29 protein-coding genes and 1 pseudogene are annotated in these 26,279 nt (G+C 63.7%); 14 read left to right on the top strand and 16 right to left on the bottom strand.

Translation table 11 applies throughout. The features are described from left to right. Window positions 1-133: 133 nt before the first annotated feature. From MF4836_RS36210 to MF4836_RS24725, 3 genes and pseudogenes are all read left to right on the top strand, one after another. Window positions 134-952 (top strand): annotated as a pseudogene (locus tag MF4836_RS36210) (PAS domain-containing protein); the annotation flags it as partial. Between the two features lie 114 nt (window positions 953-1,066). Beyond that, window positions 1,067-1,498: a methyl-accepting chemotaxis protein gene (locus MF4836_RS36205; RefSeq protein WP_371106533.1), complete on the top strand. Its 432-nt coding sequence runs from the start codon at window positions 1,067-1,069 to the stop codon at window positions 1,496-1,498. 132 nt (window positions 1,499-1,630) lie between these two features. Then, window positions 1,631-2,227, top strand: a complete 597-nt coding sequence (locus MF4836_RS24725; protein WP_078472482.1) for a flavin reductase family protein — start codon at window positions 1,631-1,633, stop codon at window positions 2,225-2,227. A gap of 18 nt (window positions 2,228-2,245) precedes the next feature. Here MF4836_RS24725 and MF4836_RS24720 read toward each other — a convergent pair whose 3' ends face one another. The 3 genes from MF4836_RS24720 to MF4836_RS24710 are packed head-to-tail and all read right to left on the bottom strand — an operon-like array spanning window position 2,246 to window position 4,132. Then, window positions 2,246-2,794: a GNAT family N-acetyltransferase gene (locus MF4836_RS24720; RefSeq protein ID WP_078472481.1), complete on the bottom strand. Its 549-nt coding sequence runs from the start codon at window positions 2,792-2,794 to the stop codon at window positions 2,246-2,248. Between the two features lie 23 nt (window positions 2,795-2,817). Continuing rightward, on the bottom strand, window positions 2,818-3,210 hold the full coding sequence (locus MF4836_RS24715) for a hypothetical protein (protein WP_078472480.1): 393 nt from the start codon (window positions 3,208-3,210) through the stop codon (window positions 2,818-2,820). 37 nt (window positions 3,211-3,247) lie between these two features. Next, window positions 3,248-4,132, bottom strand: coding sequence for a LysR family transcriptional regulator (locus tag MF4836_RS24710; protein WP_078472479.1), 885 nt, complete (start codon window positions 4,130-4,132; stop codon window positions 3,248-3,250). A gap of 96 nt (window positions 4,133-4,228) precedes the next feature. On the opposite strand from MF4836_RS24710, the gene MF4836_RS24705 reads away from it, so the two are divergent. Further along, window positions 4,229-5,629 (top strand): MFS transporter, encoded by a 1,401-nt coding sequence (locus MF4836_RS24705; protein WP_078472478.1) that lies wholly within the window; start codon window positions 4,229-4,231, stop codon window positions 5,627-5,629. A 9-nt stretch (window positions 5,630-5,638) separates the two neighbouring features. On the opposite strand, the gene MF4836_RS24700 is transcribed toward MF4836_RS24705, so the two are convergent. Both MF4836_RS24700 and MF4836_RS24695 read right to left on the bottom strand, forming a co-directional pair. Next, window positions 5,639-6,034: a cupin domain-containing protein gene (locus tag MF4836_RS24700; protein ID WP_078472477.1), complete on the bottom strand. Its 396-nt coding sequence runs from the start codon at window positions 6,032-6,034 to the stop codon at window positions 5,639-5,641. A gap of 80 nt (window positions 6,035-6,114) precedes the next feature. Then, a complete protein-coding gene (locus tag MF4836_RS24695) occupies window positions 6,115-6,924 on the bottom strand; it encodes an AraC family transcriptional regulator (RefSeq protein WP_078472476.1) in 810 nt (269 codons plus the stop codon). A 138-nt stretch (window positions 6,925-7,062) separates the two neighbouring features. Here MF4836_RS24695 and MF4836_RS24690 point away from each other — a divergent pair, with 138 nt between their 5' ends. The 3 genes from MF4836_RS24690 (at window position 7,063) to MF4836_RS24680 (ending at window position 8,676) form a co-directional block, all read left to right on the top strand. Then, window positions 7,063-7,704, top strand: coding sequence for a LysE family transporter (locus MF4836_RS24690; protein ID WP_078472475.1), 642 nt, complete (start codon window positions 7,063-7,065; stop codon window positions 7,702-7,704). 48 nt (window positions 7,705-7,752) lie between these two features. Further along, complete coding sequence (locus MF4836_RS24685) at window positions 7,753-8,232, top strand: GNAT family N-acetyltransferase (protein WP_078472474.1); 480 nt, start codon at window positions 7,753-7,755, stop codon at window positions 8,230-8,232. Window positions 8,233-8,322: 90 nt separating this feature from the next. Beyond that, window positions 8,323-8,676, top strand: coding sequence for a gamma-glutamylcyclotransferase family protein (locus MF4836_RS24680; RefSeq protein WP_078472473.1), 354 nt, complete (start codon window positions 8,323-8,325; stop codon window positions 8,674-8,676). 18 nt (window positions 8,677-8,694) lie between these two features. Here the strand turns inward: MF4836_RS24680 and MF4836_RS24675 are convergent, their stop codons facing one another. The 3 genes from MF4836_RS24675 to MF4836_RS24665 form a co-directional block, all read right to left on the bottom strand. Continuing rightward, on the bottom strand, window positions 8,695-9,267 hold the full coding sequence (locus MF4836_RS24675) for a hypothetical protein (RefSeq protein ID WP_078472472.1): 573 nt from the start codon (window positions 9,265-9,267) through the stop codon (window positions 8,695-8,697). A gap of 118 nt (window positions 9,268-9,385) precedes the next feature. Next, window positions 9,386-10,102 (bottom strand): polyphenol oxidase family protein, encoded by a 717-nt coding sequence (locus MF4836_RS24670; protein ID WP_078472471.1) that lies wholly within the window; start codon window positions 10,100-10,102, stop codon window positions 9,386-9,388. A gap of 71 nt (window positions 10,103-10,173) precedes the next feature. Then, window positions 10,174-11,175, bottom strand: coding sequence for a zinc-dependent alcohol dehydrogenase family protein (locus tag MF4836_RS24665; RefSeq protein WP_078472514.1), 1,002 nt, complete (start codon window positions 11,173-11,175; stop codon window positions 10,174-10,176). A gap of 121 nt (window positions 11,176-11,296) precedes the next feature. On the opposite strand from MF4836_RS24665, the gene MF4836_RS24660 reads away from it, so the two are divergent. Next, window positions 11,297-11,695, top strand: a complete 399-nt coding sequence (locus MF4836_RS24660) for a winged helix-turn-helix transcriptional regulator (protein WP_020297680.1) — start codon at window positions 11,297-11,299, stop codon at window positions 11,693-11,695. An 11-nt stretch (window positions 11,696-11,706) separates the two neighbouring features. Here the strand turns inward: MF4836_RS24660 and MF4836_RS24655 are convergent, their stop codons facing one another. The 3 genes from MF4836_RS24655 to MF4836_RS24645 form a co-directional block, all read right to left on the bottom strand. Beyond that, a complete protein-coding gene (locus tag MF4836_RS24655) occupies window positions 11,707-12,078 on the bottom strand; it encodes a helix-turn-helix domain-containing protein (protein WP_078472470.1) in 372 nt (123 codons plus the stop codon). Then, a complete protein-coding gene (locus MF4836_RS24650; protein WP_078472469.1) occupies window positions 12,075-12,383 on the bottom strand; it encodes a type II toxin-antitoxin system HigB family toxin in 309 nt (102 codons plus the stop codon). The genes MF4836_RS24655 and MF4836_RS24650 overlap by 4 nt, the downstream gene beginning before the upstream one ends. Window positions 12,384-12,470: 87 nt before the next feature. Further along, window positions 12,471-12,764, bottom strand: coding sequence for a DUF3077 domain-containing protein (locus tag MF4836_RS24645; RefSeq protein ID WP_078472468.1), 294 nt, complete (start codon window positions 12,762-12,764; stop codon window positions 12,471-12,473). A 631-nt stretch (window positions 12,765-13,395) separates the two neighbouring features. On the opposite strand from MF4836_RS24645, the gene MF4836_RS24640 reads away from it, so the two are divergent. Further along, window positions 13,396-14,325 carry a hypothetical protein gene (locus tag MF4836_RS24640; protein ID WP_078472467.1) on the top strand — a complete coding sequence of 310 codons (930 nt, stop codon included), beginning with the start codon at window positions 13,396-13,398 and terminating at the stop codon, window positions 14,323-14,325. Between the two features lie 303 nt (window positions 14,326-14,628). Continuing rightward, entirely contained in the window at window positions 14,629-15,048 is a 420-nt protein-coding gene (locus MF4836_RS24635; RefSeq protein WP_078472466.1) for a hypothetical protein, read from the top strand. 18 nt (window positions 15,049-15,066) lie between these two features. Here the strand turns inward: MF4836_RS24635 and ggt are convergent, their stop codons facing one another. Together ggt and MF4836_RS24625 are read right to left on the bottom strand one after the other, a co-directional pair. Further along, window positions 15,067-16,902 carry a gamma-glutamyltransferase gene (ggt, locus tag MF4836_RS24630; protein WP_078472465.1) on the bottom strand — a complete coding sequence of 612 codons (1,836 nt, stop codon included), beginning with the start codon at window positions 16,900-16,902 and terminating at the stop codon, window positions 15,067-15,069. A gap of 74 nt (window positions 16,903-16,976) precedes the next feature. After that, the gene (locus MF4836_RS24625; protein WP_078472464.1) at window positions 16,977-17,897 is read right to left on the bottom strand and encodes a LysR family transcriptional regulator; all 921 of its coding nucleotides are present in this window, start codon (window positions 17,895-17,897) and stop codon (window positions 16,977-16,979) included. Window positions 17,898-18,038: 141 nt separating this feature from the next. Here MF4836_RS24625 and MF4836_RS24620 point away from each other — a divergent pair, with 141 nt between their 5' ends. Beyond that, window positions 18,039-19,463, top strand: coding sequence for an MFS transporter (locus tag MF4836_RS24620; RefSeq protein WP_078472463.1), 1,425 nt, complete (start codon window positions 18,039-18,041; stop codon window positions 19,461-19,463). Here the strand turns inward: MF4836_RS24620 and MF4836_RS24615 are convergent. Next, a complete protein-coding gene (locus tag MF4836_RS24615) occupies window positions 19,460-20,107 on the bottom strand; it encodes a glutathione S-transferase family protein (protein ID WP_078472462.1) in 648 nt (215 codons plus the stop codon). The genes MF4836_RS24620 and MF4836_RS24615 overlap by 4 nt on opposite strands. Window positions 20,108-20,306: 199 nt before the next feature. Between MF4836_RS24615 and MF4836_RS24610 the strand changes: the two genes are divergently transcribed. The 3 genes from MF4836_RS24610 (at window position 20,307) to MF4836_RS24600 (ending at window position 24,319) form a co-directional block, all read left to right on the top strand. Further along, window positions 20,307-20,837, top strand: a complete 531-nt coding sequence (locus MF4836_RS24610) for a sigma-70 family RNA polymerase sigma factor (RefSeq protein ID WP_020297670.1) — start codon at window positions 20,307-20,309, stop codon at window positions 20,835-20,837. After that, entirely contained in the window at window positions 20,834-21,817 is a 984-nt protein-coding gene (locus MF4836_RS24605) for a FecR family protein (protein WP_078472461.1), read from the top strand. Before MF4836_RS24610 ends, MF4836_RS24605 begins: the two co-directional genes overlap by 4 nt. Window positions 21,818-21,913: 96 nt before the next feature. Beyond that, a complete protein-coding gene (locus MF4836_RS24600) occupies window positions 21,914-24,319 on the top strand; it encodes a TonB-dependent siderophore receptor (protein ID WP_078472460.1) in 2,406 nt (801 codons plus the stop codon). Between the two features lie 150 nt (window positions 24,320-24,469). Here the strand turns inward: MF4836_RS24600 and MF4836_RS35885 are convergent, their stop codons facing one another. Then, window positions 24,470-24,820, bottom strand: a complete 351-nt coding sequence (locus MF4836_RS35885; protein WP_238596188.1) for a hypothetical protein — start codon at window positions 24,818-24,820, stop codon at window positions 24,470-24,472. Between the two features lie 251 nt (window positions 24,821-25,071). Then, the gene (locus tag MF4836_RS24590; RefSeq protein WP_078472459.1) at window positions 25,072-26,175 is read right to left on the bottom strand and encodes a polyamine ABC transporter substrate-binding protein; all 1,104 of its coding nucleotides are present in this window, start codon (window positions 26,173-26,175) and stop codon (window positions 25,072-25,074) included. Window positions 26,176-26,279: the final 104 nt, after the last annotated feature.

The following is a 26,279-nucleotide window of genomic DNA, read 5'->3' as shown; positions in this document are numbered from 1 at the left end:
GGGCACGACTATAACCTCTGCCTGATACCAGGCAAGAGGCCTGTCCGGGCTCCAGAGTGTGGCCGGTTCGCCGCTTGAAAGTATTTTTGTCAGACAAATCTCTATAGCTCTTCAGAAAAAACTTTCAGCGCCGATGGTTAGGCTCAGAACTGCCACTTATTTCAGTCCATCGGTGCATCCCATGTTCAACAAACGCTTGAAGCAAGAGCTGTCGGCTCTTCGCGAAGAACTCTCGAGCCTGCAGCAAGTCAAGGAAAGCCTCGAAAGCGAGATGATGGTTCTCACCCTGGATGCCGATGGACGGATTCACTCGGTCAACCACAACTTCGCTCAGGAGATGCTCTACAAGAGTGGCGATCTGCTCGGCCGGGCCCTGGAAGACCTGGTGCCGGAGCATGTTCGAAGCGATGAGTTTCACAAACGCTTCAAGGTGTCGCTGACCCGTGGCGAACACTTCGCCGGCGCGGTGCGCCTGTTGCGCGGCAATGGCCAGGAAGCCTGGCTGCGCTCCATCTCGCAGCCGATTCGTGACTCGGCCGGGCGGATCAAGTATTTCGCGATTTACTGCAGCGACCTGACCCGCACCATCGAAGCCTCGCGCGAGCACGAAAACCTGATCGGCGCCCTGGTGCGCTCCACCGCGGTGATCGAGTTCGACCTCAATGGCCACGTGCTGACGGCCAACGAGCGCTTCCTCAAGGGCATGGGCTACACCCTGGCGCAGATCCAGGGCAAGCATCACCGCATGTTCTGTGAGCCGGAGGAGTACAACAGCGCCGCGTACCAGGCGTTCTGGAAGCGCTTGAACAATGGCGAGTTCGTTGCCGAGCGCTTCAAGCGGATCGACAGCCATGGTCGCGTGGTGTGGCTCGAGGCCTCCTACAACCCGGTGCTCGACGCCAACAACAAGCTGTACAAGGTGGTGAAGTTCGCCACCGTGATCACCGATCAGGTCAATCAGGAAATAGCCGTCGCCGAAGCCGCCAACATCGCCTACAGCACCTCGCTGCAAACCGACAATAGTGCCCAGCGTGGCACCACGGTGGTGACCGAGGCAGTCAACGTGATGCGCGACCTGGCCAAGCACATGCAGCAGGCCGGCGACGGGATCGAGGCACTGAATGAGCAGTCGCTGGTGATCGGCACCATCGTCAAGACCATCAGCGGGATTGCCGAGCAGACCAACCTGCTGGCGCTCAACGCCGCCATCGAAGCGGCGCGGGCCGGTGAGCAGGGGCGTGGCTTTGCGGTGGTGGCGGACGAGGTCCGGCAACTGGCGTCGCGCACCAGCAAGGCCACCGAAGAAATCGTTGCCGTGGTGCGTCAGAACCAGGACATGGCCCGCGATGCAGTAGCCTTGATGGCCGAAGGTCAAAGCCAGGCCGAACAAGGGCTGGCCCTGGCCGCCGAAGCCGGTACGGTGATTGTCGAGATTCAGGACGGCGCGCAAAAAGTCGTGAGCGCGGTCGGGCAGTTCGCCAACCAACTCTCCACCTAAGCCCGGGCCCAGGCCCCATCCAACCCGCGTACGGCCCTGCACCGACGCGGGTTTTTTATCGCCTGGGCCCGGGGGCTGGCCCAGGCCGATTACAGATCCCGCTACAATCGCGCTTTTGCCCAAGGAGCCAGCATGAGCCCATCCCAGCGTCGTCCGGTGCCGTTGTCCAAGGCCTATCGCCTGCTCAACCATGGCCCCACCGTACTGGTCAGTGCCGCCCACGACGGGCAGCGCAACATCATGGCCGCCGCCTGGGCCATGCCCCTGGATTTCGAGCCGCCGAAAGTCGCGGTGGTGCTCGACAAGTCCACCTGGACCCGCCAACTGCTGGAAGCCGCAGGCACCTTCGTGCTCAACGTGCCCTGCGCGGCCCAGGCCGATATCGTGCAGACCGTCGGCTCCACCTCGGGCCTGGAGCTGCAACAGGGCGGTGGCGATAAATTCCAGGCCTACGGGCTACAGACCTTTGCCGGTGAACAGGTCGAGGCGCCGCTGCTGGAAGGGTGCGTGGCCTGGCTCGAATGCCGGCTGTTGCCCGAGCCGCACAACCATCAGCAATACGACCTGTTCCTGGCCGAGGTGATTGCCGCCCAGGCTGACTCGCGGGTGTTCAGCGACGGCCGCTGGCACTTCGAAGGGCATGATGCGCTGCGCACCTTGCACCACGTGGCCGGTGGCCATTTCCTGACCATTGGCGCGCCGCTCGACGGCCAGTTGCTGAAGCCGTGAGCCCGCTCCAGGCCGTGATCAGGGCCTGAACTCGCGGCGCAGCAGCGACAGTTGCAGCAGGTCATGATGCCGGCCCGCCCAGTACCCCGCCTCGCGCAACCGGCCTTCCTGCTCGAACCCCAGGCGCTCCAGCAGTTGCAGGCTTGCCTGGTTCTGCGGGTGCACCAGGGCTTGCACGCGGTTCAACTGCATCTGTGCAAAGCCCCAGGCCAGGACCGTCCGCAAGGTTTCGCCCATGACCCCCCGGCCCCTGGCGTCGGGGGCCAGGGCGAAGGCTACAAAGCAGCTGCGGTACTCGCGGCTCCATTTGAACAAACCGCAGTCGCCGAGCAACTGACCGTCCAGCCGGCATTCGATGCCCCAGCGGGTGCCGGGCGTGGCTTGCTGACGCCAGGTGGCGAAGGTCTCGATCAGCGCCTGGGCCTGGGCCAACTCGGTAAGCGGGTCGCTGCCCAGCCATTGCATCGCCTGGGCGTCGCCATACATTTGCAGCAGCCTTGGCGCGTCTTGCGGCGTCAGTTCGCGCAGCAGCAGGCGCGGGGTTTCGCGGGTGGGAAAGTTGTTCACGCAAGGTCCTTGTCGAGGGGGATTCACGCGAGATAGCCGCCCAGCCGGGTGATGGTGAACGCCACGTATTCGCCGATCAGTGCCGGGTCGCTGGAGCGCACCACATCTTCGACCTGCAGCACCGCGCAGTCGACCACCACCGGGGCGACGCTGACGATCCGGCCGTAGGCCTGGTAACGCCAGCCATCGATGTGCTCCAGGCCCTGGCGCTGCGGGTGCTCGGGGGAAAATATCTGCGCCCATGACTGGTTTTCGTCCAGCTCGGCCGAGAACTCGAAGTCAAAGCGGTCGCCGACCTGGGGCATAGTCTCGGCGCTGACGCTGAACTCATCCATGACGATAAAGCGCTGACCTTGCACCTCCAGGCACGCTTCCAGGTAGGGGCCATCGGTGGCAATCAGGGTGGCGCGGACCATTGAACTCTCCTTGGTTGAATAACGGTGCAGCGAGGCTTCAGCAGGCCGCGAGGCCCAGGGCCCGGGCAAAGGCCTGCAGCTTGGGCGCGCACTGGCGCGAGGGTGGATAGACCAGCGACAGGCTGCGGCTGCACCCGGAAAACCCTTCGAGGATCGGCACCAGGCGGCCGTCGGCCAAGGCGTCGTCGACCGCAAAGCTCATGACCTGGGCAATGCCGAAGCCGCCCAGCACGCCTTCCACCAGGGCATCGCCGATGTCGAAGATCAAGCGACTGGGCACGCTGACCTCACGCAGCTTGCCGCCTTGCATGAACTGCCAATCCACCAGCCGCCCGCTGCGCAGGTTACGCACGCTCAGGCAGTTGTGCTGCTGCAATTGTTCCAGGGTCTGCGGGGTGCCGTGGCGCGCGAGGTAGTCCGGCGCGGCCACGGTGACCCAGTGCAGGGCCGGCAACGGGCGGGCGATCAGGCGTTGGTCCTGGATCTCGCCGGTGCGCAATACCGCATCGAACCCCTCGTCGATGATGTCCACCAGGCGGTCGGTCATCACCGCCTCGATGCACAGCTCGGGGTGACGCGCGGTGAGTTGGCCGATCAGCGGCATCACCACTTTGCGCCCGAACAGCGATGGGGTGCTGATTTTCAGCAGCCCGGTGGGCGAGTCGCGGCGGTCCAGCAGCAGGTGTTCGGTGTGGGCCAGTTCCGCCAGCAGCGGCGCGGCGCGCTCCACCAGCACCTGGCCATCGGGGGTCAGGCTTACGCTGCGGGTATTGCGCTGCAACAGGCGCACCCCCAGTTGCTGCTCAAGGCGCGAAATAGCCCGGGACAGCCCGGACTGGGTCAGCCCCAGGTCGCCGGCGGCACGGGTGAAACTGCGGGTTTCGGCGACCCGCACCAGCAGGCGAACGGCATTGAGATCCATGATTTAAGTCATTACTGAAAGCGTGTGCAGCGTATTTATCATTTAACGCGCATCAATGACACTGGCCGCCGCTTTTTCCACACAAGGATTTCCCCCATGCCCGCTTCTCCTGCGGCCAAGCCTTCGGGCTGGATGCTGTTGCTGCTGGCCACGGCGCAACTGATCATCGCCCTGGACGCCACCATCGTATTTATCGCCTTGCCGGAGATTGGCCAGGAGCTGGGGTTTTCCGCGCAGCAGTTGCAGTGGGTGGTCAGTGCCTACAGCGTGGCGTTTGGCGGCTTCCTGCTGCTGGGTGGGCGTGCATCGGACCTGCTGGGCAAGCGCCGTTTCTACATCATCGGCCAGGCGCTGTATGCCCTGGCGTCCCTGGCGGGCGGCCTGGGCGGCAGCGCGCTGTTGCTGGTGCTGGCGCGGGCGGTGCAGGGCGTGGGCGGGGCGATGCTGTTCCCGGCGACCCTGGCGCTGATCAACAGCCACTACGCCGAAGGCCCGGCGCGCAACCGGGCCTTTGCCGTGTGGAGCGCGGCGTCGGCTGCGGGGCTGGCCCTGGGGGCGCTGCTCGGCGGTGTACTCACGCAGTGGTGGGGCTGGGAAGCGGTGTTCCTGGTCAACGTGCCCCTGGCGGGCGCCTGCGCCTTGCTGGCCCGGCGCTGGATCCCGGCCGATGGGCGACGCGCCCGTGGGCGGCAGTTCGATTTGCCCGGCGCGCTGAGCGTGACCCTGGGTGGCACCCTGCTGGTGTTCGCCATCGTCCAGGGGCCGGAGTGGGGCTGGACGGCGCCGGCCACCCTGGGCTGTCTCGGGCTGGCCCTGGCCTTGCTCGGGCTGTTCGCCTGGATCGAGCACCGGGGCCGCGATCCGCTGATGCCGTTGCGCCTGCTCAGGCACCGCTCGCTGTGCATGGCCATGGTCCAGACCGCGTTGTTCATGAGCAGTTTTGGCGTGCAGTACTACTTCCTGACCCTGTATTTCCAACAGGTCTATGGCTACAGCGTATTGAACAGCGGCCTGGCGTTCTTGCCCTCGACCCTGGTCTGCACCTTTGGCATCTGGCTGGCCGAGCGCTCGCTGCTGCGGTTCGGCCTGCGCAGTACGTTGGTCAGCGGGTTGCTGGCTGGCGCCCTGGGCATCGGCCTGGTGTACCTGGCGCTGCCCACGGGGGCTGGTTACTGGAGCCTGTTGCCCGGGGTGATCGTGCTGAGCATCGGCCAGGGCATGACCTGGACCGCAATGTGGGTCTCGGCCGGGCAGGGGATTGCCGCCGGCGAACAGGGTGTGGCGGCGGGCATGGCCTCCACCAGCCAGCAGATCGGCGGCGCCCTGGGCCTGGCGTTGCTGGTGTCCCTGGCCAACACCGTCAGCGTCGACGGTGGCCTGGCCTACGGCCTGCAACTGGCGGTGGGGGTCAGTGCGCTGCTGGCATTGTTGGGCGCGCTGCTGGCATTGAGTCCGCAGCCAGCGCCTGCGCCCGTGGGTGCAGCGCAAGGCAACTGAGCGCGGGACTTAGATCCACACGTCATTGGCGGCGGTGCGTTCGCCGCCTTCATGGCCGGTATTGCGCACGCCCTTGGGTTCGATCAGCAGCAGTTTCACTTCGTGCTCGGCAAACGGCTTGTGCTTGAGGCCCTTGGGCACGACAAACATCTCCCCCGGGTTGACGAACACCTGGCCATCGGGAAAGTCGATCCGCAACTGGCCTTCGAGGACGATGAAGGTCTCGTCGGTGTCCAGGTGGTCGTGCCAGATGAAATCCCCCAGCAGCTTTACCAGCTTGAACTGGTAGTCGTTCATTTCGGCGATGACCTTGGCTTGCCAGTGTTCGCTGAACAGGCTGTGCTTCTGCGCGAAGTTCAGGCTTTGGTAGGGCAGGGACGAGATTTGATTGGTGGTCGTGGTCATGGCGGGGTTCCGGGCAATTGATTCTTGAGTGCCCAGAGTAGCCAGCGGTCTTTTGCGCTTCTTGTACGATTGTGCGTGGCTCAGCGGCCGTGCATTTTCAGCCAGCGGGCCGGGGGCAGGCCGTAGGTCTTGCTGAACTGGCGGGTCATGTGGCTCTGGTCGGTAAAGCCGGCCATCAGCGCCGCGCTGACCAGCGACTGGCCCTGCATCAACAGGGCGCGCACCAGGTCCAGGCGGCGCATGGTCAGGTAGCGGTAGGGGCTGGTGCCGAACAACAGGCGAAAGTCCCGCGACAGGCTCCAGCGATCGCGGCCGCTGTGCTCGGCCAACTCGTCGAGGGTGACACTGCGCTCGAGGGCACCGTGGATCAGTTCGCGGGCACGTTCCGCCGCCAGGTAATCGAAGCGCTGACGTTGCAGCGGCACGCCGGACACCGCATTTAGCGCCTGGGCCAGGTCGTACAGCGCGTCTTGCTGTTCCAGCGGGTCGAGGGGGCTGTGCATGCTGCGCAGCAAGGTGTCGGTGGCGGCGGCCAGCCGCGGGTCGCTGGACAGGCCGTCCTTGATGAAGGGCAGCGGCTGGCCGCCGAGGATCTGCTGGATCAGCGCCGGCTCGACATACAGCATCCGGTACTGAAAACCTTCCTGGGTCCCGGCTTCGCCGTCATGCAGCTCGTCGGGGTGCAGGACCATGGTGGCGCCGGGCAGGCTGTGCCGCCAACCGCCGCGATACTGAAAACTCTGGACACCGGCCAGGGTCCGGCCGATGGCGTAGGTGTCATGCCGATGAGGGTCGTAGCCATGGCCCGAAAAAAACGCCTCGATGCGCTCCAGCCCCTGGGCAGGGGGAGCGCGGTGAACCCAGTCGGTCGGGGGCGTTGGCTTGGCCATTGGAGCGGTCTTGGTAGCAGGGGCAAGGAACGCACGTTAACCCAAGGCGCAAGCGCTGTCAGCCGGCATACCGGTTGATCCACAGCCCCGGAGTGGAGTAGAACGTGCTCTCCCTTCTCCTGTCATGGCGGTTGGCTCATGCAGCTCCCACACCTGATCTACGCGGCTCCCTTGCTGTCGCTGGCGTTGCTCTGGACCGTTGCGGTCATCACCCCGGGGCCAAACTTCTTCACCACGGCGCAGCTTGCGGCCAGTTGCTCCAGGCGCCACGGCCTGTTCGCCGCCCTGGGCGTGGCCAGCGGCACCGTGCTCTGGGGCCTGGCGGGCGGTTTGGGGATCAAGTCGCTGTTCACCGCGGCGCCGGCTCTGTACCTGGCGTTCAAGATCGCTGGCGGCTGCTACCTGATCTACCTGGGGCTCAAGCAGTTTCGCCGTAAACCGGCCGTCGCGGTCGACGCCAATGGCCTGCCGCACGAGCCGGCGCGCAGCCTGTTCTCGGCCTACCGCCTGGGCTTTTTGGGCAACATGACCAACCCCAAGTCGGCGCTGTTTGTCGCCACTATTTTTGCCACCTCGATGCCGGCGACACTGCCACCGCTGCTGCTGGCCCTGGCGGTGCTGACCATGGCGTCGCTGTCGTTCTGCTGGTATTGCAGCGTGGCGCTGTTTTTTGCCAGCAGCCGCGTGGCCGGGGCGTATGGCCGCTCACGCAAGTGGCTGGAACGTTTTGCCGGCAGTTGCTACATGCTGTTCGGCGCCCATTTGGTGACCAGCCGCTGAGGCAGCGAGTTGGCGTAATGGCAGGACCTTGATGTCAGGAGACAGAGCATGAGCTTCACCTTCCGCGCGGCAGAAGAACGGGATATTCCACGGGTTTGCAGCTTCGCCCAAACCGAGCAGGACCTGTTCTTTTTCTTCCCGGCCGCCCATTGGCCGCTGACCCACGAGCAGTTGCGCGAGTCCATCGCCAAGCGCAGTGATTCAACAGTGATCGAGCGCGATGGCCAGGTCGTGGGTTTCGCTAACTTCTACCTCTGGGAAGCGCAGGGCACCTGCACCATCGGCAACGTCATCGTCGACCCCGAGGCCCGCGGAACCGGTGTCGGTGCAGCGCTGATCCTGCACATGATCGAGATCGCCCGCAGTCGACACCAGGCCGCCGAGGTCACTCTGTCGTGCTTCAACAGCAACGTCGCCGGACTGCTGCTGTACCCGAAACTGGGCTTTGTGCCGTTCGCCATTGAAGCCCGCAAAAACAAGCTGGACGAGCGCGTCGCCTTGATCCACCTGCGTTACGCCCCGGCTTGAATCCGGTAACGGGCGCGGGTCAGCAGCGCCCCGCGCCCGGGTTGGAAAACCGCCCTTGAGGCACAGTGTTTATCTATTCAGGAGGTACCGATGAGCGTGGCAACAGAAACAACGGTTCACTTGTTTTCCTATGGCACCCTGCAAGACAAAGCCGTACAGATCGCCAACTTCGGCCGCGAGTTGAACGGCAGCGCCGACGCCATGCTGGGCTATGACCAGGCCTGGGTGGAAATCACCGACCCGCAAGTGCTGGCTGCCAGCGGCAAGACCCATCACCCGATCCTGCGTCCGGGCAGCGCGGCCAGTGCGCCGATCCCGGGCACCGTGTTTCAAATCACCCCGCAGGAGCTGGCCGCCGCGGACAGCTACGAAGTGGCGGACTACAAACGCGTCAGCGTGGCGTTGCAGTCCGGGATTCAGGCCTGGGTCTACGTCAGCGCGTAAGGCCTGGCAGTGGGTCTGCTAGGTGACCAGCAGGCCCACCGCCACCAATAGCCAGAGCACCACGCCGATCACGATAAAAACGTAGTTGATGGGCGTGAAGCGTGCGTTGCTCTGGCCCTGCGGGTCGCCGCCGGCGACATTCAGCCCGCGCTGGCCTTCGAAGGTCACCACGGCCTGCAGCGGAATCAGCACCAGGTTGATGATGTCGAGCAACGGCGCGCCGATGTTCTTTCTGACCATGGCATCGAGCACCTTGCTCGCAATCGCCAGCAATACAAACCAGGTCGCCAGTTCTGCATGCCGCCAAGGGTGGCTGCGCCCGTTTTGCTTGATCCAGGCATCGGCCTCGCGGTACAGGGCGTGGGTCCAGAAAATCGCAAAAAACGCCCGCGCCATGGGCCACATCGGCTGCTGGGTGGCCTGTTTGAACTGGCGCCAGTTCTGATAGGCCCAAAACAACTGGTACAGGCCAAACGTCAGTACGAACAGGGTCAGGAACTTGCCCCGTGACACCACGTAAAAAGCTTGTTGCTCCTGCACTGGGGTGTGCAGCAGCGGCGCCTGTGGCGGTGAATAAAGGTTATCGGACACGTTCACTCCCTGTGGTGATCTGGAAAATGTGCAACGTTAGCGCAGCCGTCGCGCGAAGCACAGGCGCTATTGCGACGGGTCACCCTCTGTTCGGTGGTGCGAAGTTGAACCTTGGGTATCAGGCTCGCTGGATCCATGAATACTGAAAGGCCTTGGCTTCCCCGCGATGGTTTCGACGGCGGTAGCTGGCCAGGGCTTGGGTGGAGCAATAGGTGCACGATGGGCTGACGGCGACTTGCTCCGACGCGACGCCTTCGGCGTGCAGTTGCAGGAGGGCGTAGCGGTTCAGGTCAAACCACAGGCTGCCCGCCTGCGTCGGTGGTGGCGGTGCTATGGCTGGAGCCCGTTGCGGCTGGGGTTGAGCGTCGAACCAGGGCGGTTGTGTGCCTTGCCAAAGATGCCCCTGGGTCGCTTCCAGAGTGGCGATAAACCCGGGGCTCACTTCATAGCAGCACGGCTTGATCGCGGGGCCGATGGCAATCCTCAACTGCTGGCGTGAAACGCCCTCTGCCTCAAGGCGCTGTAACGTATGGCCGATGATGCCGCGCTGCAAACCCTGCCAGCCGCCATGAATGGCCGCCACCAGTGCGCCGTCGGCGGAGGCGACCAGGAGCGGCAGGCAGTCGGCGGTAATCACCGCAATGGGGCGCCGGCTGCGAGTGAAGACCGCGTCGGCCTCGATCACTCCGGCGGGCTGTCTCTCGTCGATTTCAATCACCGTGGCGGTGTGAGCCTGGGCGCAGAAGAACAACGACGCGGGTCGCGGGGCATCGACTGCGGCGAAGTCATGTTCGATGCCCGGCAGTTGGCTCAGGATGGCTGCGGGAAAACTCATGGCCGGTTGCTCTGTTCCATACAAAGAGGAGGCAGAGCATAGCGGGATCCAGCCTGTCGTGGCGGGAGCTGTCAGGCGATATCGATCACCACCTTGCCCACGGCCGTGCCTTGCTCGACGGCATCGTGGGCGGCGTGGGCCTCGGTTAGGGTATAGCGCCGGGCATCCAGCAGCGGTCTGAAATGGCCTTGCTCGACCATCTGCGCCGCCGCCTTGAGGATGTCACCGTGATGGGCGCGGCCGTTGCCGCTGAGCATGGGCAGGAGGACAAATACCCCGGACAGGGTCATGCAGCGCAGCGAACCCACGGCCAGCCCATGCTGGCCAAAGGCGGCGCAACTGGCGATATGGCCGTAGTGGGCGATGGCGGCAAACGAGTCATCCAGGCTGGCACCGCCGACGGTGTCGTAGATCACATCGAACCCGGCCCCTGCGGTGTGGGCCGTCACGTAATCGGCGACGCCCTGGGTGCGGTAGTCGATGGCGGTCGCGCCGTAGCCTTCGACAATGTGCTTTTTACCGGCCGACACGGTGGCGAACACCTCGGCCCCCAGGGAGCGGGCAATCTGCACCGCTGCATGGCCTACGCCACCGGCACCGCCATGCACCAGCACCTTGTGTCCGGCGCCGACCTTGGCCCGGTCCACCAGCCCTTCCCAGGCCGTGAGGAACACCAGGGGCATGGCCGCCGCTTCTCGCAGGCTGAGGGTGCTTGGCTTATGGGCCAGCAAGCGGGCGTCCACCGCGGCGTATTCGGCCAACGAGCCTTGCAGGCCACGAACACCGCCGGTGAGGCCATAGACTTCATCGCCGACAACGAATTGGCTGACGCCGGCCCCCACGGCTTCGACCACGCCCGCCAGGTCGGTGCCGATGATCGCCGGCAGTTCCGGCATGGCGTACGGCGCGTTGCCGGTGCGGATCTTGTAGTCGATCGGGTTGACCCCGCTGGCGACTACCCGCACCAGGACTTCGCCGGGACCGGCCTGGGGCAGCGGCACCTGGCTTTCGCTGAAGCGGCCGCTGGCGTAATCGTGCAGCACCAAGGCGCGCATGGTGGTGGGCAGGGACATGGTCAAACCTCGAATCAATGACGGGGCGGTGATCGCCGCCGTGGATGGGTAGAATTATTGGTCGCCGGTGCCTGACTGTAAATCAGGCACTTTTTAGTGCCCAAGACCTGCGGAAGTCACCATGAGCGATCTCACTTACGTTCCTGTAGCCGGTCCCCTGATCGTCGAAGAAACCTGCCCACCACGGCGCATTCATACGCTGCTGTCGACCAAGTGGACCTCGATGGTCCTGTACTGCCTGAGCTTCGGAGCCTCGCGCAGCAGCCAGTTGCAACGCAGCATGCCGGGCATCTCCCAGAAAATGCTGACCCAGACCTTGCGCGAGCTGGAGCGCGATGGCGCAGTGGCCCGTACCGTATTGCAGGACATGCCACCGCGGGTGGAGTACGCCCTCACACCCCTGGGCTGGCGCTTTGTCGAGCCCTTGAGGGCCCTGTACTCGTGGGCTGACGAGAATGCCGATGCGCTGGATGAGTTGATGCATAACCGTGAGCGGATGGGGGCTGCACAGGCTATGTGAACGCGGGGGGATTACACCGGTTTGACCGGCTTGATCAGGCTTTGCGCGGGGATACCGAACAGCTGGTGCAGTTTCCAGATCATCGGAAGGGTCAGCGCGCGCTTGCCATTGAGCACTTCGTACACCCGGTTGGTACGGCCGATGGCGGGTACCAGGTCGGCCACCGACAATCCCGACTGTTCCATGCGGAACTTGATGGCCTCGATCGGGTTCGGCAGGTCGACTGGAAAGTGCTTGGCCTCATAGGCCTCGATCAGGGTCACCATCACGTCGAAGTAATCGCCTTCAGGGGTACCGGGGGTGGGCTCGTCATCAAAAAATGGCGACACATTTTTCAGCGCCGCGCGGTAGTCCTGGTCGGTGTGAATAGGGCGAATATTCATGCTTGCTCCATATCAATGCGGTCGGCGTCGATGGCGTCGTACTGCGCATGGGTGCCGACGAACTTTATGTAGAGGGCGCCGAAGCGGTAGGCCACGGCGACCACCAGCCGGTAGTCATTACCTTTGATGTTGAACACGACCCTGCGGCTTTTGAGAATGCTGGCGCTGCGGTACTGTTCCTTGATTTGCACAGGGGTGGACCAGTGGGCGGTTTTTGCCTCGTCAATCCAGGCCAGGAAGGCTTGTTCCGAATCGGGGTGCTTCTCCCAGAAGGCCTTCAAATGACTGATGGCGATAATTCTCATGGCGGGATCCTAGTCCCATCCCGGGACCTAAACAAGTCAATGGGGAGAGTAGGCGATGGACGGGCAGAGGGTTCTGCCCGTCTTGGGTCAGCGCCGTTCAGACGCCGCCGCTAGCGCAGCGTGCACATCATCCATCGCTGCCCTGGCCATCTCTCCCAAGTAATGTGCTGCCCAAGCATAGCGGTCGACCTGGGGTTCCAAGGCGGCTTCCAGAGAGAACTGTTTTGCCAGATGTAGCAGCGCCGAGGCATGCGGCAGGGCATCGGCTGCGGGCACATCGGCATTGACCCGAAACAGCGGGTGGGGGTGTTCGCCGCAGTCGGCAAAGGCGATATCGCCGAGGGTGGTGAGGGTAGGGGACGGAGCTGGGGTGTGGTTCATGGTGACGACTCCTTTCGTGTTGGGAACCTCCACCGCCTGCCGCCAAGCAGGTTAGGGTGGCGGATTGCACAAGGTTGGCGGACCGGCACGAAAGGAACCGGCACCCCCGAAGGGGTCCCTGCGCAATCCGCCATGACACAGAAAAGCGGGCACAAAAAAAGCGCCTGCAATCGTGTTATTGGCGCCGTTGCGCCTTTCGTGGGCGGGCCGCCAAGCCCGGTCGCCGATTGGGCAGCGACGGACGGAGAATAAGGCCCAGGTGCCGCGCTGCAGCGGCGTAGCTGCGACATTCTGTGACGGTGCAGTTGGAAATGTTGTTTTTGGCAGGAAATGGTTTGAGAAGACTCTGACACTTCAGTGATCGAACAAGCGAAAAGTACCCTGTGGCGAGGGAGCGTGCTCCCGATGGGGGCGCCGGTGGGCCGGTGCGAAGCAGTCCCATTTTTGGGGCCGCTGCGCGACCCAGCTCCCTCGCCACACTGGTGGTTCATGACACATTTCTTTTTGCCTGCGCCGCCCACTCAAGGCTAGGATGCGCGCCCTGTTGCGCATCTTGCCTTTGCGCTGCGCGATATCGGCTAATCCCAAGGGCGCTGCACCGCCCCTCCAGGCAAAAGGAGTTGCTTGTACGATGCGTCACGATATCCAGCTGCTGCTGGTTTTTTTCCTGATTGAAACCCTGACGTTGCTGCTGTTGCCGGTCTATAGCCCGTTCGATATTGCCTTGTTCAGTGGCTTTGGGGCCTTGCTGGCGGCGCTGATCACTGCTCGCCACAAAAGCCGCCGCCTGCGGGCACCTGAGGTCTGGCCGAGTGTGGTGGGGTGTGCCCTGGTCGCAGCCACGCTGTTTGCGGCTCTGTACAGCGCCAAGCTCTACCTGGACCTGGTGGTCAACGCCCGCAGTGGCGCGCGCTTCCCGGCACCGCAGTTGGACCTGGGCTGGACCTTCTTCAAGGGCTGGAGCATCAGCCTGCTGACGGTGGGCGGCGCGCTGGCCTGGTTCGATCCGCAGGTCATGCGCGCCCCGGTGGCCGAGCCTGAAAGCAAACCCCGGGTGCCGCTGCATTTCGCCGGCGACGGCAGTTCACTGGCGTCCATCGGCGGTCGCCGCAGCGCCTGGCTTCCCGGCTTGGGACGGGTGTCCAGGCGCGATAAACACTTTGTCGCACTGTTCTTTGTGCTGGCCGCGCTGATGGTGCTGGGCAATGTGCTGTGGGGCCTGGAGCGCACGGGCCTTGTACTCACCACCTGTATCGCCACCCTGGGTGCGGTGCGCCTCACTCGGCGGGTTTCTGCACCGCGCTGCGCCGATCAGCCCCTGTGGCCTTCGGTGTTGTTCTGCGCCCTGGCGGCGGCCTGCCTGTTTGCCGCACTGGTGATTGCGTGCCGGACCCTGGTGCTGGCTTTCTCCGACTTCCCCTGGACCTTTGTCGAGGTGATACAGCGCTCGCTGCTGCCGGAATTGGCCGAGGCTATGGGTGTGGTCTTTATCACCGTGGCGACCCTGTTGGGCTTGCTGGATGCGCGGGTGTTGCGCGTCAGGGTTTTGGGGACGCGCTGAGGGCCAGGTGTGTTTCGGCGCTATTGATGATGAAACGCTTTGCGTTCCTCCCGTGCGCCCGGCGTTGAGATCAATGCTCGCCCCCAACAATTCGTGGCCGACTCGCTTTTTGCAGTACGCCCCAATCCCTTCAAACCGCTCTGATTTAAATGCCTTGGAACGGTTGATAACCCGCGAGCACAGGTTCACCTTGGCCGCTCATTCATGGGAGTGCTGTGATCTGTACACCCACAGGTCCCGGTATTTTGGGGGCGTTTGCGCGGTGGCGCGGCGCTCCCGCACGGCAATGGAGTAGCCCGCACGATGCGTCTGGATATGAAACTGGTGGGCACCTTTGGTGCACTTGAGGCGTTGGCCATTCTGATGGTGGGGATCAGCAGCCTGTTCGAACTGGCGGTGTACACCGGGCTTGGAGCCCTGGCGGCGGCTTTTATTGTCCGTCGGCACAAGACGTCGAATGAATCGCGGGGGCGAATGGGGTCGCTGGTGTTTTGCGCTTCCTGGGGCGCCACGCTGTTCGCCTTGCTGTACTGCGCAAAACTGTACCTGACCCTGATGTTCGCCGGTGTCATGGGCTCGCCCTATGGCCTGTCGGCGCTGACTTTTGCCTGGATCTTCATCAAGTGCTGGGCGACGGCCTGGGTATCGATTGCCGTGGTGCTTGCGGTGTTCGATCTGGCCGTGCGTGATGCTTCGGCGATGAAAGGGCCTACTGCGCAGTAGGCCCCTTTCAGTTTCGGCTCAATCCCCCAACGCTTCACCCTCACGCCGTGGGTCGGCTCCGCCGGCCCATGAGGCTTTGCCCTGGGCGTCGCGCACGCGGACGATGGCCTGGGTGCCGCTGGTCATGTCGATCTCGTTCACTGCGTGCCCCCTGGCCTGCAACGCCTGTTTCAGGGCCGGTGTGAATTGGCCTTGCTCCAGTTCGGTGGGGCCGTTGCGGCTGCCGAAGTTGGGCAGGTTGATGGCGGCTTGCGGGTCGAGGTTCCAGTCGAGCATGCCAATCACCGACTTGGCCACGTACTCGATGATCTGCGAGCCACCGGGGGAGCCGACGGTGGCCAGCAGTTCACCGCTGGCGCGATCGAAGACCAGGGTCGGGGCCATGGACGAGCGCGGACGTTTGCCCGGCTGCACGCGGTTGGCCACCGGCTGGCCGTTTTCTTCGGGGATAAAGGAAAAGTCGGTCATCTGGTTGTTGAGCATGAAGCCCTGGACCATCAGGTGCGAACCGAAGGCGGCTTCCACGGTGGTGGTCATCGACACCGCGCCGCCCTGGTCATCCACCGCCACCACTTGCGAGGTGGAAATACGCATCGGCGAACGGTCCGGGGCGTACGCCACTTCAATCCCCTGCGGCTTGCCCGGCTGGGCCAGGCCCATGCTGCGCTCGCCGATCAGCGCCGCGCGTTGGGCCAGATAACCGGGGGCGACCAGGCCGGCCACCGGCACCGGCACGAAGTCGCTGTCAGCCACGTACAGGCCACGGTCGGCGTAGGCCAGGCGTTCGGCTTCGGCAATCAGATGCACCGCTTGCGGCGCCGGTTCGAGGCCGGCCGGCAGGCTGGTTTTCACCGGTTTGAGCGGCGCCAGGGCGTAGCGCGAGTCACGTGCCTCCAGCGCCTGCAAGGTGCCGAGGATCTGCGCCACGGCGATGCCACCGGACGACGGCGGCGGCATGCCACACACCTGCCAGCGCTTGTAGTCGCTGCACAGCGGCGCGCGCTCCTTGGCCCGGTAGCCTTGCAGATCGTCGAGCGACAGGCTGCCGGGGTTGGCGTGGCCCTGGACCTTGGCCACGATTTCCTCGGCGATCGGGCCCTGGTACAGGGCATTCGGACCTTCCTTGGCGATGCGTTTCAGCACCGCCGCCAGCCTTGGATTGTGCAACAGAGTGCCCACGGCCTTAGGGCTGCCGTCGCTGTTGAGGAAGTACCCGGCCATGTCCGGCGACTGCGCCAGATAAGGGTCGGCCACGATCATGCCGTGCAGACGCGGGGAGATCGGGAAGCCCTGTTCAGAAAGGCGGATAGCCGGCTCAAACAATTGTGCCCAGGGCAGGCGGCCGTGTTGTTGATGGGCCAGTTCCAGGGCTCGCAAGACGCCCGGGGTGCCCACCGAACGTCCGCCAATCTGCGCCTTGGGAAAGGGCATGGGGCGACCGTCGGCTTGCAGGAACAGTTTTTCGCTGGCGCCGGCCGGTGCGGTTTCCCGGCCGTCGTAGGTGCGCACCGCCTTGCCGTCCCAGAGCACGATCATCGCGCCGCCGCCGATGCCCGAAGACTGCGGTTCCACCAGGGTCAGCACGGCTTGCATGGCAATTGCCGCGTCGATGGCCGAGCCGCCCTGGCGCAAGATCTCGCGCCCGGCTTGTGCTGCCAGCGGGTTGGCGGCGGCGGCCATGTGCTGGTCGGCATACCGGGTGTGCAGGTCGCTGCGGTAGCCCGAGGCGATTTCCGGGGCCGCGGGCAGGGCGGTGCTGGGAGGCGGGTTGTTGCAGGCACTGAGGGTGAGGGCGGCGGCTATCAGCGAGAGGGTGGTAAGCCGGCGATGACGCGGATGGAAGATCGAAAACACGCGTTGAACTCCGTTCACTGGGAAAATGATGTGTCGTCCGTGGCGGCAATGTACAGCAGTGGGCGGCCGGCTGTTCAGGCGAGGATGTCGTTCGCGGCGGGCTCTGCGCAGATCTCCCGGAGGCAGGCGCGCAGCCAGCGATGGGCCGGGTCGGCATCCAGCCGTGGGTGCCAGAGCATGGACACGGTGATCGGCGCCAAAACCAGCGGCAGGGCAAAACTGTGCAGGCCCGTGCGCAGGGTGGCGGTATGCCGTTCAGGCACGGTGGCGATCAGGTCGTCGCCACGGGTCAGCGCCAGGGCACTGGCAAAGCCGCCGACGATGGCCACCTGCTGGCGCTGCAAGCCAAGGGTGTGCAGGGCGTGCTCGATCTGTTGCGGCCCTTTGTCCTGACCACGCCGCGAGACGCCGATATGCCGCCCAGCCGCATACAGCGCCGGGGTGATCGCCCCCCGGGTCAAGGGGTGGTCCTGGCGCACGACGCCAATAAACCGGTCGCGGAACAAGGCCTGGGTCAGCAGTTCGGGCGCAGTGGTTTGATCCACCACGCCGGTCTCCAGGTCGACCGTGCCGTCGCGCAGGGGCGTGCTGTCCTTGTCGGGCTTGTGCACAAAGCGCAGTTGCACCCCGGGTGCCTCCTGGCTGATGCGGGCGATCAAGGTTGGGCCGAAGGTTTCGACAAAGCCGTCACTGGTGCGCAGGGTGAAGCTGCGCACCAGGCGCTTGAGGTCCAGCTGTTCGACGGGGCGCAACACGGCTTGTGCTTCTTGCAGCAGGCGGCTGACCTGCTCGCGCAATTCCAGGGCCCTCGGTGTGGCCACCAGCCCGCGCCCAGCCCGGACCAGCAACGGATCGCCGGTGGTTTCACGCAGGCGCGCCAGGGCCCGGCTCATGGCCGACGGGCTCAGGTGCAGGCGTTGGGCAGCGCGCGTGACATTGCCTTCGGCGAGCAGGGCATCCAGGGTAAACAGCAGGTTGAGGTCGGGTTTTGACATGCAGCGACGTTAGCACAGGCGGGATCGAGGTATGGCGTCTGGTGCACACCTGAAGTGCAAATGCTGCGTCTTCCGCCTTGGCAGTGCGGGCCATACCCTGTTGCCAGCTGCATTGTGCGGCGCTCAAAAAGGGAGCACAGCGTGAAGCCGATCATTGCCCACCCGGAGCCTGCGCTGCGCGGGGTGCTCGCCAGCCTGTCACTGTCGATGCTGTTGTCCTCCCTCGGCACCAGCATTGCCAATGTCGGCCTGCCGGCCCTGGCCCAGGCGTTCGAGGCGTCTTTCCAGCAGGTGCAGTGGGTTGTCCTGGCGTACCTGCTGGCCATCACCACCTTGATCGTCAGCGTCGGCCGCCTTGGTGACCTGATGGGACGCCGGCGCCTGCTGCTGGCGGGCATTGCCCTGTTCACGCTGGCCTCCCTCGGGTGCGCCCTGGCGCCGAACCTGGGGTGGTTGCTCGGCGCGCGGGCGATCCAGGGCCTGGGGGCGGCGATCATGATGGCGCTGGCCATGGCCTTTGTGGGCGACAGCGTGCCCAAGGCGCAAACCGGCAGCGCCATGGGCCTGCTGGGGAGCATGTCGGCGATCGGCACAGCTCTGGGCCCGGCCCTGGGCGGCGTGCTGATTGCCTGGCTGGGATGGCGCGCGATCTTTGTGCTCAATCTGCCCCTGGGCCTGTTGGCCTTGGCCCTGGCCTACCGTTACCTGCCGGCCGATCGCCCACGCGCCGAGGCTGGGCCGGTCGGTTTTGACTACAGCGGTACCTTGCTGCTGGCCCTGGCACTCGCGGCTTATGCCCTGGCGACGACCCTCGGGCACGGCCGTTTCGATTGGCGCAATGCCGCGCTGCTGCTTACGGCGGCACTCGCCGGCGGGCTGTTTCTCTGGGGGCAGGGCCGGGTGGCGTCACCGTTGATTCGTCTGGCGTTGTTTCGCGAGCCATTGCTCGGCGCCAGCCTGCTCATGAATGGCCTGGTGTCGACGGTGATGATGGCGACGCTGGTGGTCGGGCCGTTTTATCTCAGCCGTGGGCTGGGGCTCGACCTGGCCGTGGTCGGTGCGGTGATGGCAATGGGGCCGGTGGTTTCAGCACTGAGCGGGGTGCCGGCGGGGCGCGTCGTCGACCAACTGGGGGCGCCCCGGGGTGTGGTGCTCGGGTTGTTCGGCATGCTCGCCGGGGCGGTTGCGCTGAGCGTGCTGGCACCGCTGTTCGGCGTCGTCGGGTATGTGGCCGGGCTGGTGATCCTGACCCCGGGTTATCAACTGTTCCAGGCGGCCAACAACACCGCGGTGATGCAGGATGTCCAGGCCGATCAGCGCGGCGCGATGTCCGGCTTGCTCAGCCTGTCGCGCAACCTCGGGCTGATCAGCGGTGCGTCCGTCATCGGTGCGGTGTTTGCGTTGGCGTCATCTGCCTCCGAGCTGAGTACGAGTGCGCCCGATGCCATGAGCCACGGCCTGCGGGTCAGCTTTGCCGTGGCCACGGGGTTACTGCTCATGGCCCTGGTTATTGCGCGCTGGTCGCAGCGCGCCCCAGGGGCCAGTCGTGCCGATTATGGGGGTTAGAAGTCGAGCTTTCCGCGCATCTCGGCGAAGGGAATCATCACGTGTTCGCGGTAGGCAGGGCGCTCCTGGAGGCGGGCGTACCAGGCCTCGACGTTGGGGATGACAGGGCGTTCGATCTCCAGCTCGAAGTAGCGATACAGGTTTGTGCCTGCCGGGATGTCCGCCAGGGAGAACTCGTTGCCGCCCAGGAACGGTTGCTGACTCAACACCTGATCGAGCAACTGAAAATGCTCGGCGCAGCGCTGGACACTGGCCTTGAGCGCCACGCTGTCCTGCTGCTCCTGCGGGGTCCGAAACCCGCCCCAGAACACCCCGTTGATAAAGGTGGTTTGCAGGCTGCACTGGGCCCAGTCCATCCAGCGATCGGCCACTGAGCGCTGCCCCGGGTTGTCGCTCCAGAGTGCCGTTGCGCCGTAAGTGGCCGCCAGGTACCTGAGGATCGCGTGCGACTCCCAGACCACGGTCTCGCCGTCCTTGATCAGCGGCACCCGGCCGTGGGGGTTCATGGCCAGGAATTCCGGTGTTTCCTTGATCCCGAAGCTGCCGCCGGCGGGAATGTGTTCATGGGCCAGGCCCAGTTCACCGATCAGCCACATGACTTTCTGCACATTGAACGCGCTGCGGCGTCCCCATACTTGAAGCATTGCCAACTCTCCTTGAGCGCCCATTGATGTCGAACCGTCCTGGCAGCAGTGCCTGCCCAGGAACGCCAGCGATCTTGAACAGGGGGCGTTGACAGCGCAAGGCTTGAGCACAGGCTGAGGTGGATCGGCGGGGTGCTGATACTCGTGCCTTGCAAATTGACATCCAAACAACAAGAATGAGAACAATTACCATTAGTGCATGATTCGCATGGCCGACTTTCGCGCTCCTCCCCAAGATCCTTTCCAGCTTCTGTACGCGCAGAATCATCAGTGGCTTGAACGCTGGCTGCGCCGGCGCCTGGATTGCCATGCCGATGCGCAAGACCTGACGCACGACACGTTTGTGCGCAGTTGGAAGTCCTCCCGGCTTGAACAGATTGAAGAGCCCCGGGCATTTTTGTGCGTGATCGCCAAGCGGGTGCTGTGCACGTTCTGGCGGCGCGGCGAGCTGGAGCGCAGCTACTTGCAGGCCTTGGCCAGCCTGCCGGGAGATTGCTCACCGTCCGAGGAGGAGTTGGCGCTGTTGCGTGAAGCTCTCGAGTCCATCGACGCCATGCTCGACGGTTTGCCGGCCCGGGTACGCCACGCATTTTTGCTCAACCGTCTGGAAGGCATGACCCATCAGCAGATTGCCTCTGAGCTGGGGGCATCGGTGGCCAGCATCGAGCGCTGGATAAAACGCGCGGTGACCCAGTGCTACCTGGTCCAGATGGGATCGAGCCCGGCATGAGCCGCTCCCATGCTGAACTGACGCCAGTCCTGAAAGCCGCCATCGACTGGATGGTGCTTCTGGATTCCGGCAGCGCCAAAGCCCGTGACCGAGCAGCGTTCGAAGGCTGGCTGGCGGCCGATGCCGGCCATCGCCTGGCCTGGGAATCCCTCAACGGCGCGCTGGCTCCGGCGTTCACGCCGGTGGTGCAGGCTGACCGCTCGCTGCCCGGCAGTGCGCGCGCCGCGACCCAGGCGTTGCGTTCTTCGGGTGTCTCCCTCGAACGCCGGCGCCTGTTGCGCAATGGCTCTGCATTGGCGCTGCTCCTTGGCCTGGGCACTTCGATCACGCTCCAGCGGCGCATGCCGTTACAGGGACTGGTGAGCGATATCTACAGCGGCACCGCCGAACGCAAGCAACTGACCCTGCCCGATGGCAGCGTGTTGCTGTTGAACGCACGGACTACGGTGGATCTGGACTTCAGCGCCACGGCGCGCCGTCTGCGCCTGCATCAGGGCGAGTTGCGGATCCAGGTGGCGACCGACCCGCTGCGGCCATTGCAGGTCGTGACGGCCCAGGGCTCGGTGCAGGCGCTGGGTACGTGTTTCAGCGTGCGCCAACTGCAACAGGAAAGCCTGGTCGGCGTGCAGCAACACAGCGTTCGGGTGACCAATCTCGTCGGCCAGCAGGCGCTGGTGAACGAGGGTGGGGCGTTGCGTTTTTCCCACGACCGGCTGCTGGCCCTGCCGGGTAATCAGCACCAGACCGATGCCTGGGTCACCGGCCGGCTCGAGGTTGAAAATGAATCGCTAGGCTCGGTGATCGAGGCGCTGCGGCCCTATCGCTATGGCCTGCTGCGGATATCCGAGGCGGCGTCGCGTCTGCGGGTCTTCGGCGTGTTCAGCCTGGACGACAGTGACCGTGCCCTGCAATCGCTGGCGCAGGTGCTGCCAATCACGGTCAGCCAATACGGTCCGCTGACCCTGATCGACCTTGCGTGACCCCTGCAAAAAAAATCTCGATGGGATGAGGGCTTTTTCCAACTGGCTGGACATATCAGCAAGTGCCCACTCATTTCAGCGAGGAACCCCTTGAACATGTGTCCGACATTCTTGCGTCCCGCCACCCTGGCCACGGCCATCGCCCTGGCGTGCACCGGCGCTGCCACGGCCCTGGCCAGCCAGGCGGCCACTGCTGCCGAGGCCATTGCCCACTACGACATCGCGCCCGGCCCGATGGAACAGACCCTGCGCCAGATCGCCCGGCAAAGTGCTCGCAGTATCGTCGCCGACCCGGCCCTGGTGCGCGGCAAGAGCGGTGCCGCGGTGCGTGGTGATTTCAGCCCCGAAGCCGCGGTACAGCAGGCGCTGCGGGGCAGCAGCCTGCAACTGCGAGTCACCGCCAATGGCACCCTGACTCTGGAGTCCGCAGTCAGCGGCGATACGCTGCAACTGGGGGCCACCAGCGTGGTTGGCCAGGCCTTGGGCGAGGTGACCGAGAACACCGGTTCCTACACCACGGGCAGCATGAGCAGCGCCACCAAGTTTCAGGCCTCGGCACGGGAAACGCCGCAGTCAGTGACCGTCGTCACTCGCCAGCGCATGGACGACCAGAATATGCAGAGCCTGGAGGACATCTCCACCAACACCCCCGGCCTGACCCTGCGCCGAACCGGTGGCGAGCGCCCGGAGTTCTACTCCCGCGGCAGCGCCGTCGAAAACATCATGATCGACGGCCTGCCCATCGCTTACGACAGCGACACCCTGGGCACCTCGACCCTGGCCATGTTCGACCGCGTGGAAGTGGTACGCGGCGCCTCGGGGTTGATGGTGGGCTCGGGCAACCCTTCCGGGACCTTGAACCTGGTGCGCAAGCGCCCGACTGTCGAGCCGCAGGTATCGATCACTGCCGGGGCCGGTTCCTGGGACAACTATCGGACCGAGATCGACGCCAGCAGCAAGCTCAACCAGGCCGGGACTGTCCGCGGTCGGGTGGTCGCGGCCTTCCAGGACAAAAACAGCTTCACGGACTCCTACAGCAGCAAGCGCCAGTTGCTATACGGCATCAGCGAGTTCGACCTGTCCGAAGCCACCACCCTGACCCTGGGCGGCTACTACAACCGCGAGGACAATCCCGGTGCAGACTGGAATGGTTTGCCGACCCAGGTCGACGGCGGTTTCCTGCCCCTGAGCCGTTCCTCCCGACTGACGCCGACCTGGACCTACTGGGATAAAAAGAACCAGAGCCTGTTCGCCGAAGTCGAGCATCGCTTCGATAACGACTGGAAGCTGCGGGTCAACACCACGTGGCTCAAGAGCAACCTGGAAATGCTCGGAGGCAGTTTCTACCGTGACGCCACCGACACCCTGCATCTCAACGCCGGTCGCTACAGCTATGAGCACACTCAGAAAAGCATCGATGGATATGCCCGCGGGCCCTTCAGCCTGTTCGGCGCAACCCATGAACTGGTGGTGGGTGCCAGCTATCGCCGCGAAGACACCCATGACGGGCCTGGCGGCGGCCCGGACGAGAACTTCAACTACCTCGTCGACCCGCTGAATTTTGACTACAAGGCGGTGCCCAAGCCGCAGATCGTCTACAACTGGTCGCGCAAGGGGCTGGTGGATCAGACCAGCACCTATGCGGCGCTGCGCTTCAATCTGCGCGATGACCTGAAGCTGATTCTCGGTTCGCGGCTGGACTGGTACGAGCACGATATAAAAACCGTGTCCGGCACCTATGCCTTTGGCGAGCCCTACAAGGCGACCCGTGAGCTGACGCCCTATGCCGGGGTGATTTATGACCTCAACGACACCTATTCGGTGTACGCCAGCTGGACCCGGATCTTTCAGCCGCAAGAGTACGAAGACTCATCGGGCGGGATTCTTGAGCCGGTCACCGGGACCAATCTTGAAACGGGCCTGAAGGCCGAGTACTTCGACGGCGCACTCAATGCCAGCGCGGCGATCTTCCAGCTCAATCAGGAAAACCTGGCCAAATCCCTCGCCTTCAGCCAGTGCCTGCAGGGCCAGGATGCCTGTTATGAAGCCAGTGGCGAAGTCCGCACCCGGGGTATCGAGTTCGAGCTGTCTGGTGCGGTGGCGCCGGGCTGGCAGGCCTCCGCCGGCTACACCTACGCGGCGGCCGAGTATGTGAAGGGTGTCGATCAGGCGCAAAAAGGCGATCGCTACGACAGCGACAGCCCCTACAACCTGTTCAAGCTGGCCACCAGTTACCAACTGTCTGGTGCATTGGACAGGTGGACCGTCGGGGGCGCCTTCAGGTCGCAAAGCCGGACCTACACCAGCTTCAACGTCAAGCAGGGCGGTTACAGCATCACCGACCTGATGACCAGCTACCGCCTGACCGACAACCTCAAAGTACAAGCGAACATGAACAACGTGTTCGATAAGCGCTATTACCAGAGCATCAGCAACTCGGCCGGGGCCAACCTGTTCGGTGACCCGCGCAACCTGATGTTCACTGTGAAGTGGTCGATGTAGCCAAACCCAGCGTCGATGCAGCGGGTTCACGATAATGGGCGGGCCCGCTCCGACTCGCGCAGCGTTGATCCCGGGCACTCGTCGACAACGGGCATTGCCCGTCCGGCTGGTTGCCGGGAGGCTGCCAAGTGGTGATCGACGTGCTCTTGCTCAGCCTTGATAACGGCGTCGGTGCAGCGATTGGACCGTTTGCAGAAAGCGTTTCTCATCAGCCATGGGTGACTCTTTGGCGCTGAAGACGTTTTTGATTCGGGTGAGCTCGACGCGTGTTCGCTCTTTTTCAGCCTGGGCCAGTTCAGGGAATTCAAGCAGCAGCGCCTTGTTGCCCCGGGTGATGTGTTCCATCACCGCCAGCGCAATGTGCTCACGCACCAGCCCGGCCGAGACGTAATACATGGCCCAGGCTTGTTCGGGCGAGCAGTGACCGATTTGCTCTTCGATTTCCTTGTACGCTTTGTAATCGTCCGACTCCACGTTGCGCTGGCAATCGCCTCGGCACATGATTTTCTCCTTCCCTGGGACCTCGATGACAACGCCGTTGTCATTCGGCTGCTCCCTGCCTGATTACGTGTGCTGCCTATAAACGCCGGCCACCGCGCGACAGCGGCGGATAGTCACTTAGTTGTGCCGAGTGTGGTACTCGGCCTGCCAATGACTAGCTGCACCGCGCAGACTTTTGATTCTTTATATAGCCTCTGCTCCCTCACGCCGTGTGAGGGAGCAGAGGCGCAATCAGTAATAACCAGGCCAGATCAAGTGCCGCTCTTGACCTTGGTCCATACGCGAGTGCGAATTCGCTCCAACTTCAATGGCAGCGGCTCAAGTGGAATAAGTGTGGCGATAGTGTTCTTGTCTGGATAGATCCAGGGGTTGTCTCGCAACTTCTGCTCAACAAACTCAGAGGCGTCTTTATTGGCATTAGGGTACAGCGTGTGATTTGAAGTCTTGGCAATAACATTGGGGCGCAGCATGTAATTGATAAACGCCATGCCTTCCTTGGGGTGCGGAGCGTCTTTGAGCAGCACCAGGTTTTCCGACCAGACCAGTGCGCCTTCGCGAGGAAGGCTGTAGGCAATCTTGCGCCCCGTGTTGGACTTCTCATTGATGGCCTGCGCCGCAAGGGCACCATTGGCCCAGCCCACGACTGCGCAGATATTGCCATCCGCCAGGTCGGCATCGATTCTCGAAGAGTCGAAATAGAGAATGTAAGGACGGATTTTTAATAGCAACGCCTGGGCTTTCTGATAATCCTCGGGGTTTCTGCTGTTGCTCGGGAGCCCAAGGTAATTCAAGGCAATCGAAATGATCTCGCTGGGAGAGTCGAGCATGGCCACGCCACAGGACTTGAGTTTGCTGATGTTTTCTTCTTTGAAGATCAAGTCCCAGCTATTTACTGGGGCATTGTCGCCCAGTGCAGCCTTGACCTTATGTTCGTCATAACCAATACCGGTGGTGCCCCACAAGTAGGGCACCGCGTAGCGATTACCGGGATCATTGGCCGCGAGCAGGGCCAGGATATCTGGATCGATATGGGACAAATTGCTCAGTTGGCTGCGATCCAGTGGTTGAAGCACGCCCGCCTCGATCAGGCCCGGCAAGACATTGGAAGTGGCCACGACCACGTCATAGCCGGTGCGCCCCGCCATAACCTTGCTCTGCATCATCTCGGCGCTGTCAAAGGCATCCATATTGATTCTTGTGCCGGTCTCCCGCTCGAACTCCTTGGGGGTCTCCGGCGCCAGCAACCCGAACCAGTTGTACAGATGTACGGCGGGCTCTACCGCACTGACGGATGTGCTTATTCCGGCACTGAAAAGCGAGGCTAAAAAAATAGCTCGCAAATGCGACTTACTCATATGACTATCCCTGTCAACTCGATAGGCCCTCATGGCCATCGTAAGCTAGGGGCTGAATATACTCGGCATCGTCGAATAGTAAATACCTACAAATACTTACCTCT

This window comes from Pseudomonas sp. MF4836, from assembly GCF_002018875.1.
Taxonomy (GTDB): Bacteria; Pseudomonadota; Gammaproteobacteria; order Pseudomonadales; family Pseudomonadaceae; genus Aquipseudomonas.
Note: the sequence above shows the minus strand (reverse complement) of the source record. Positions and strands in the feature narration are given on the sequence as shown.

Bases quoted from the DNA above. Each gene is read 5' to 3' on its own strand.
- MF4836_RS24715 (WP_078472480.1), bottom strand. From the start codon at position 3,210: ATGGTCCGCGCCACCCTGATTGCCACCGATGGCCCCTACCTGGAAGCG.
- MF4836_RS24670 (WP_078472471.1), bottom strand. From the start codon at position 10,102: ATGAGTTTTCCCGCAGCCATCCTGAGCCAACTGCCGGGCATCGAACAT.
- MF4836_RS24655 (WP_078472470.1), bottom strand. From the start codon at position 12,078: ATGAATATTCGCCCTATTCACACCGACCAGGACTACCGCGCGGCGCTG.
- MF4836_RS24695 (WP_078472476.1), bottom strand. From the start codon at position 6,924: ATGGCCAAGCCAACGCCCCCGACCGACTGGGTTCACCGCGCTCCCCCT.
- MF4836_RS24590 (WP_078472459.1), bottom strand. From the start codon at position 26,175: ATGAGTAAGTCGCATTTGCGAGCTATTTTTTTAGCCTCGCTTTTCAGT.
- MF4836_RS24665 (WP_078472514.1), bottom strand. From the start codon at position 11,175: ATGTCCCTGCCCACCACCATGCGCGCCTTGGTGCTGCACGATTACGCC.
- MF4836_RS24725 (WP_078472482.1), top strand. From the start codon at position 1,631: ATGAGCCCATCCCAGCGTCGTCCGGTGCCGTTGTCCAAGGCCTATCGC.
- MF4836_RS24615 (WP_078472462.1), bottom strand. From the start codon at position 20,107: ATGCTTCAAGTATGGGGACGCCGCAGCGCGTTCAATGTGCAGAAAGTC.
- MF4836_RS24635 (WP_078472466.1), top strand. From the start codon at position 14,629: ATGCGTCTGGATATGAAACTGGTGGGCACCTTTGGTGCACTTGAGGCG.
- MF4836_RS24690 (WP_078472475.1), top strand. From the start codon at position 7,063: ATGCAGCTCCCACACCTGATCTACGCGGCTCCCTTGCTGTCGCTGGCG.
- MF4836_RS24710 (WP_078472479.1), bottom strand. From the start codon at position 4,132: ATGGATCTCAATGCCGTTCGCCTGCTGGTGCGGGTCGCCGAAACCCGC.
- MF4836_RS24610 (WP_020297670.1), top strand. From the start codon at position 20,307: ATGATTCGCATGGCCGACTTTCGCGCTCCTCCCCAAGATCCTTTCCAG.
- MF4836_RS24705 (WP_078472478.1), top strand. From the start codon at position 4,229: ATGCCCGCTTCTCCTGCGGCCAAGCCTTCGGGCTGGATGCTGTTGCTG.
- MF4836_RS24645 (WP_078472468.1), bottom strand. From the start codon at position 12,764: ATGAACCACACCCCAGCTCCGTCCCCTACCCTCACCACCCTCGGCGAT.
- MF4836_RS24605 (WP_078472461.1), top strand. From the start codon at position 20,834: ATGAGCCGCTCCCATGCTGAACTGACGCCAGTCCTGAAAGCCGCCATC.
- MF4836_RS24700 (WP_078472477.1), bottom strand. From the start codon at position 6,034: ATGACCACGACCACCAATCAAATCTCGTCCCTGCCCTACCAAAGCCTG.
- MF4836_RS24640 (WP_078472467.1), top strand. From the start codon at position 13,396: ATGCGTCACGATATCCAGCTGCTGCTGGTTTTTTTCCTGATTGAAACC.
- MF4836_RS36205 (WP_371106533.1), top strand. From the start codon at position 1,067: ATGCGCGACCTGGCCAAGCACATGCAGCAGGCCGGCGACGGGATCGAG.
- MF4836_RS24625 (WP_078472464.1), bottom strand. From the start codon at position 17,897: ATGTCAAAACCCGACCTCAACCTGCTGTTTACCCTGGATGCCCTGCTC.
- MF4836_RS24685 (WP_078472474.1), top strand. From the start codon at position 7,753: ATGAGCTTCACCTTCCGCGCGGCAGAAGAACGGGATATTCCACGGGTT.
- MF4836_RS24600 (WP_078472460.1), top strand. From the start codon at position 21,914: ATGTGTCCGACATTCTTGCGTCCCGCCACCCTGGCCACGGCCATCGCC.
- MF4836_RS24650 (WP_078472469.1), bottom strand. From the start codon at position 12,383: ATGAGAATTATCGCCATCAGTCATTTGAAGGCCTTCTGGGAGAAGCAC.
- MF4836_RS35885 (WP_238596188.1), bottom strand. From the start codon at position 24,820: ATGTGCCGAGGCGATTGCCAGCGCAACGTGGAGTCGGACGATTACAAA.
- MF4836_RS24680 (WP_078472473.1), top strand. From the start codon at position 8,323: ATGAGCGTGGCAACAGAAACAACGGTTCACTTGTTTTCCTATGGCACC.
- MF4836_RS24660 (WP_020297680.1), top strand. From the start codon at position 11,297: ATGAGCGATCTCACTTACGTTCCTGTAGCCGGTCCCCTGATCGTCGAA.